Here is a 6,535-nt window from a genome sequence, read left to right as displayed (position 1 = left end):
TCAGGCCGCTCGACGTCGAGGTCGACAGGCTGCTGACGTTGCTGTTCGTGGTGCTCAGGCCAGTGGACAGGCTCGAGATGCCACTGGTCGCTGTGCTCAAGCCGGTCGAGAGGCTATCGATGCCGCTGGTGGCGGTGCTCAGGCCAGACGACGTAGACGTCGAGAGGCTGCTGACGTTGCTGTTCGTCGTGCTCAGTCCGGTGGACAGGCTGGAGATGCCACTGGTCGCCGTGCTCAGGCCGGTCGACAGACTGGAGATGCCGCTCGACGTCGAAGTCGACAAGCTACCGACGTTGCTGTTGGTGGTGCTCAGGCCTGTGGAGAGGCTGGAGATGCCGCTGGTAGCGGTGCTGAGACCGGACGACGTCGACGTCGACAGACTGCTGACATTGCTGTTCGTCGTGCTCAAGCCGGTGGACAGACTCGAGATGCCACTGGTCGCCGTGCTCAGACCAGTCGAGAGGCTGTCGATTCCGCTCGTCGCGGTGCTCAGACCAGACGACGTGGAAGTCGAGAGGCTGCTGACGTTGCTGTTGGTGGTACTCAGGCCTGTGGAGAGGCTGGAGATGCCGCTGGTGGCGGTGCTCAGGCCGGTCGACAGGCTGGAGATGCCGCTCGACGTCGAAGTCGACAAGCTACCGACGTTGCTGTTCGTGGTGCTCAGGCCCGTCGACAAGCTGGAGATACCGCTGGTGGCGGTACTGAGACCGGACGACGTCGACGTCGACAGGCTGCTGACGTTGCTGTTCGTCGTGCTCAGGCCCGTGGACAGGCTGGAGATACCGCTGGTAGCAGTGCTGAGGCCGGACGACGTCGATGTCGAGAGGCTGCTGATGTTGCTGTTCGTGGTGCTCAGGCCGGTCGACAGGCTGGAGATGCCACTGGTCACTGTGCTGAGACCCGTCGACAGGCTCGAGATACCGCTGGTCGCCGTGCTCAAGCCCGACGACGTCGAAGTCGAGAGGCTGTCCAGGTTGCTGTTCGTGGTGCTCAGTCCCGTGGACAGGCTGGAGATGCCACTGGTCGCCGAGCTCAAGCCGGTCGAGAGGCTGTCGATGCCGCTCGTGGCCGTGCTCAGTCCCGACGACGTTGAAGTCGACAGGCTGCTGACGTTGCTATTCGTCGTGCTCAAGCCGGTGGACAGGCTGGAGATGCCGCTGGTTGCCGAGCTCAATCCCGTGGAGAGGCTGGAGATACCGCTGGTTGCGGTACTCAGACCCGTCGACAAGCTGTCGATGCCGCTGGTAGCGGTGCTGAGGCCGGATGACGTGGAAGTCGACAGGCTGCTGACGTTGCTGTTCGTCGTGCTCAAGCCGGTGGACAGGCTGGAGATGCCACTGGTGGCAGTGCTCAGGCCGCTCGAAGTCGAGGTCGACAGGCTGCTTACGTTGCTGTTCGTCGTGCTCAGGCCGGTGGACAGGCTCGAGATACCGCTGGTCGCCGTGCTCAGACCAGACGACGTCGAGGTCGACAAGCTGCTGACGTTGCTGTTGGTCGTGCTCAGCCCGGTCGACAGGCTCGAGATGCCGCTGGTCGCAGTGCTCAAGCCAGACGACGTCGAGGTCGACAGGCTGCTCACGTTGCTGTTCGTCGTGCTCAAGCCCGTGGACAGGCTGGAGATGCCGCTGGTGGCAGTGCTCAGGCCAGACGACGTCGAGGTCGACAAGCTGCTCACGTTGCTGTTCGTAGTGCTCAGGCCCGTCGACAGGCTCGAGATGCCGCTGGTTGCCGTACTCAAACCCGACGACGTCGAGGTCGAGAGACTGCTGACGTTGCTGTTGGTCGTGCTCAGCCCGGTCGACAGACTGTCGATGCTGCTCGTCGCAGTGCTCAAGCCGGACGACGTGGAGGTCGACAAGCTGCTCACGTTGCTGTTCGTGGTGCTCAAGCCGGTCGACAGGCTCGAGATACCACTGGTCGCCGTGCTCAGGCCAGACGACGTAGACGTCGAGAGGCTGCTGACGTTGCTGTTCGTAGTGCTCAGGCCCGTCGACAGGCTCGAGATGCCGCTCGTAGCCGTGCTCAGGCCACTCGACGTGGACGTCGACAGGCTGCTGACGTTGCTGTTCGTCGTGCTCAAGCCCGTGGACAGGCTCGAGATGCCACTGGTCGCAGTGCTCAGGCCGCTCGACGTCGAAGTCGACAAGCTGCTCACGTTGCTGTTCGTCGTGCTCAAGCCGGTCGACAGGCTGTCGATGCTGCTCGTCGCAGTGCTCAGGCCGGACGACGTCGAGGTCGACAGGCTGCTGACGTTGCTGTTGGTCGTGCTCAGGCCAGTGGACAGGCTGTCGATGCTGCTTGTCGCAGTGCTCAAGCCAGACGACGTGGAGGTCGACAAGCTGCTCACGTTGCTGTTCGTCGTGCTCAGGCCGGTGGACAGGCTGTCGATGCTGCTCGTCGCAGTGCTCAGGCCAGACGACGTGGAGGTCGACAAGCTGCTCACGTTGCTGTTCGTCGTGCTCAGGCCGGTGGACAGGCTGGAGATGCCGCTGGTGGCGGTGCTCAAACCCGACGACGTCGAGGTCGAGAGGCTACTGACACTGCTGTTGGTCGTGCTCAACCCGGTCGACAGGCTGTCGATGCTGCTCGTCGCAGTGCTCAGGCCAGACGACGTCGAGGTCGAAAGACTGCTGACATTGCTGTTCGTCGAGCTCAGGCCCGTAGACAGGCTGGAGATGCCACTCGTGGCGGTACTGAGGCCGGACGAAGTGGATGTCGACAGGCTGCTCACATTGCTGTTCGTCGTGCTGAGACCCGTCGACAGGCTCGAGATGCCGCTGGTCGCCGTGCTCAAGCCACTCGACGTCGAGGTCGAAAGGCTGTCCAGGTTGCTGTTCGTGGTGCTCAGGCCGCTCGACGTGGACGTCGACAGGCTGTCAATGCGGCTGTTGGCCGTGCTCAGACCCGACGATGTCGAAGTTGACAGGCTGCCCACGTTGCTGTTCGTCGTGCTCAGGCCCGTGGACAGGCTGGAGATGCCGCTCGTGGCGGTGCTGAGGCCGGACGACGTAGACGTCGAGAGGCTGCTGACGTTGCTGTTCGTGGTGCTCAGGCCGGTGGACAGGCTGGAGATACCGCTGGTTGCGATGCTCAAACCGGTCGACAAACTATCGATGCGGCTCGTAGCCGTGCTCAAACCCGAGGACGTCGAGGTCGACAAGCTGCCGACATTGCTGTTCGTCGTGCTCAGGCCAGTGGACAGGCTGGAAATGCCACTGGTCGCCGTGCTGAGCCCCGTCGACAGGCTATCGATGCCACTCGCGGCCGTGCTCAGCCCGCTCGACGTGGACGTCGACAGGCTGCTCACGTTGCTGTTGGTCGTGCTCAGGCCAGTCGAGAGGCTCTCAATGCCGCTCATGGCCGTGCTCAGGCCACTCGACGTCGAGGTCGAAAGACTGCTGACATTGCTGTTCGTGGTGCTCAGGCCAGTGGACAGGCTCGAGATGCTGCTCGTGGCCGTGCTCAGGCCGCTCGACGTCGAAGTCGACAAGCTGCTCACGTTGCTGTTCGTCGTGCTCAAGCCAGTGGACAGGCTCGAGATGCCGCTGGTCGCCGTGCTCAGGCCGGACGACGTCGAGGTCGACAGGCTGCTGACGTTGCTGTTGGTCGTGCTCAGGCCAGTCGACAGGCTGTCGATGCTGCTCGTCGCAGTGCTCAAGCCGGACGACGTGGAGGTCGACAGGCTGCTCACATTGCTGTTCGTGGTGCTCAGGCCCGTAGACAGGCTCGAGATACCGCTGGTGGCCGTGCTCAAGCCACTCGACGTGGACGTCGACAGGCTGTCCAGGTTGCTGTTCGTGGAGCTGAGGCCAGTGGACAAGCTGGAGATACCGCTGGTCGCAGTACTCAAACCAGACGACGTCGAGGTCGACAGGCTCGAAATGCCACTGGTTGCCGTGCTCAAGCCGCTCGAGGTGGATGTCGACAAGCTGTCCAGGTTGCTATTGGTGGTGCTCAGGCCGGTGGACAGGCTGGCGATGCCGCTGGTCGCCGTGCTCAGCCCTGACGACGTGGACGTCGACAGGCTGCTCACATTGCTGTTGGTCGTGCTCAGACCGGTCGACAGGCTGTTGATGCCACTGGTGGCAGTGCTCAAACCAGACGACGTCGAAGTCGAAAGACTGTCGATGCTGCTCGTGGCCGTGCTCAGACCGGACGAGGTCGAGGTCGACAAGCTGCTGACGTTGCTGTTCGTCGTGCTCAGCCCCGTGGACAGGCTCGAGATACCGCTGGTGGCCGTGCTCAGACCCGACGATGTGGACGTGGAGAGGCTGTCGATGCTGCTCGTCGCGGTGCTCAGGCCAGACGACGTCGAGGTCGACAGGCTGGAGATGCCACTGGTCGCCGTGCTCAGCCCCGACGACGTCGAGGTCGACAAGCTGCTGACGTTGCTGTTGGTCGTGCTCAAGCCAGTGGACAGGCTGGAGATGCCGCTGGTGGCAGTGCTCAGACCCGACGAGGTCGAAGTCGACAGACTGTCGATGCTGCTCGTCGCCGTGCTCAAGCCAGACGAGGTCGAGGTCGACAGGCTGCTCACGTTGCTGTTCGTCGTGCTCAGGCCGGTAGACAGGCTGTCGATACGGCTGTTCGTCGTGCTCAAGCCAGACGAAGTCGAGGTCGACAAGCTGCCGACGTTGCTGTTCGTGGTGCTCAGACCCGTGGACAGGCTGGAGATACCGCTGGTGGCCGTGCTCAAGCCGCTCGACGTGGACGTCGACAAGCTGTCCAGGTTGCTGTTGGTGGTGCTCAGGCCGGTGGACAGGCTCGAGAAGCCACTGGTCGCCGTGCTCAAGCCCGTCGACAGGCTGTCGATGCTGCTCGTGGCCGTGCTCAGGCCGGACGATGTAGACGTCGACAAGCTGCTAATGCTGCTGTTCGCCGTGCTCAAACCCGACGACGTGGAGGTCGAGAGGCTGCCGACGTTGCTGTTCGTCGTGCTCAACCCAGTGGACAGGCTGGAGATGCCGCTGGTGGCGGTGCTCAGACCCGACGAGGTCGAGGTCGAGAGGCTGCTGACGTTGCTGTTCGTCGTGCTCAGGCCGGTCGACAGGCTGGAGATACCACTGGTCGCAGTGCTCAAACCAGAGGACGTAGACGTCGAAAGGCTGTCGATGTTGCTCGTCGCCGTGCTCAAGCCGGACGACGTCGAGGTCGACAGGCTGCTCACATTGCTGTTTGTCGTGCTCAAGCCAGTCGACAGGCTGGAGATACCGCTGGTGGCAGTGCTCAAACCAGACGACGTGGACGTCGATAGGCTGTCGATGTTGCTCGTCGCCGTGCTCAGGCCGCTCGACGTGGAGGTCGACAGGCTGCTGACGTTGCTGTTGGTCGTGCTCAAGCCAGTGGACAGGCTAGAGATGCCGCTGGTCGCAGTGCTCAGACCCGAGGACGTAGACGTCGAGAGGCTGTCGATGCTGCTCGTCGCCGTGCTCAGGCCGCTCGACGTGGATGTCGAAAGGCTATCGATACGGCTGTTGGTCGTGCTCAGGCTCGACGACGTCGAAGTCGACAGGCTCGAAATTCCACTGGTTGCAGTGCTCAGACCGCTCGACGTGGAGGTCGAAAGGCTGTCCAGGTTGCTGTTCGTGGAGCTGAGGCCGGTAGACAGGCTGGAGATGCCACTGGTCGCGGTGCTCAAACCAGAGGACGTCGAGGTCGACAGGCTGCTCACGTTGCTGTTCGTCGTGCTCAGACCCGTGGACAGGCTGGAGATACCGCTGGTGGCAGTGCTCAAACCAGACGACGTCGAAGTCGAAAGGCTGTCGATGCTGCTCGTCGCAGTGCTCAAGCCGGACGACGTCGAGGTCGAGAGGCTGCTGACGTTGCTGTTGGTCGTGCTCAGGCCCGTGGACAGGCTGGAGATACCGCTGGTAGCGGTGCTCAAACCGGACGACGTCGACGTCGAAAGACTGTCGATGCTGCTCGTGGCCGTGCTCAGACCGGACGAGGTCGAGGTCGACAAGCTGCTGACGTTGCTGTTCGTAGTGCTCAGCCCCGTGGACAGGCTGGAGATGCCACTGGTCGCCGTGCTGAGCCCCGACGACGTCGAGGTCGACAAGCTGCTGACATTGCTGTTCGTGGTACTCAGGCCGGTAGACAGGCTGGAGATCCCGCTGGTGGCGGTGCTCAGACCCGACGACGTCGACGTCGAAAGGCTATCAATGCTGCTCGTGGCCGTGCTCAAGCCCGACGACGTGGACGTCGACAGGCTGCTGACGTTGCTGTTCGTGGTGCTCAGACCGGTCGACAGGCTGGAGATCCCACTGGTCGCCGTGCTCAAACCCGACGACGTCGACGTCGAAAGGCTATCGATGCTGCTCGTAGCCGTGCTCAAACCAGACGACGTCGAGGTCGACAGGCTGCTCACGTTGCTGTTCGTCGTGCTCAGGCCCGTGGACAGGCTGGAGATACCGCTGGTTGCGGTGCTCAGCCCCGACGACGTCGAAGTCGAAAGGCTGTCAATGCTGCTCGTGGCCGTGCTCAAGCCCGACGACGTGGACGTCGACAGGCTGCTGACGTTGCTGTTCGTGGTGCT

The 6,535-nt window shown here is 62.8% G+C and carries 1 protein-coding gene; it reads right to left on the bottom strand.

All coding sequences use genetic code 11. From position 1 onward, the window contains the following. Positions 1-5,884: beta strand repeat-containing protein (locus AC1RAA_RS30940; RefSeq protein WP_492740691.1), on the bottom strand; the 5,884-nt coding region annotated here is incomplete at its 3' end. Positions 5,885-6,535: the final 651 nt, after the last annotated feature.

The sequence above is a fragment of the Variovorax sp. GW823-FHT04F07 genome (assembly GCF_058795995.1).
This window is presented reverse-complemented; position numbering and strand designations above follow the sequence as displayed.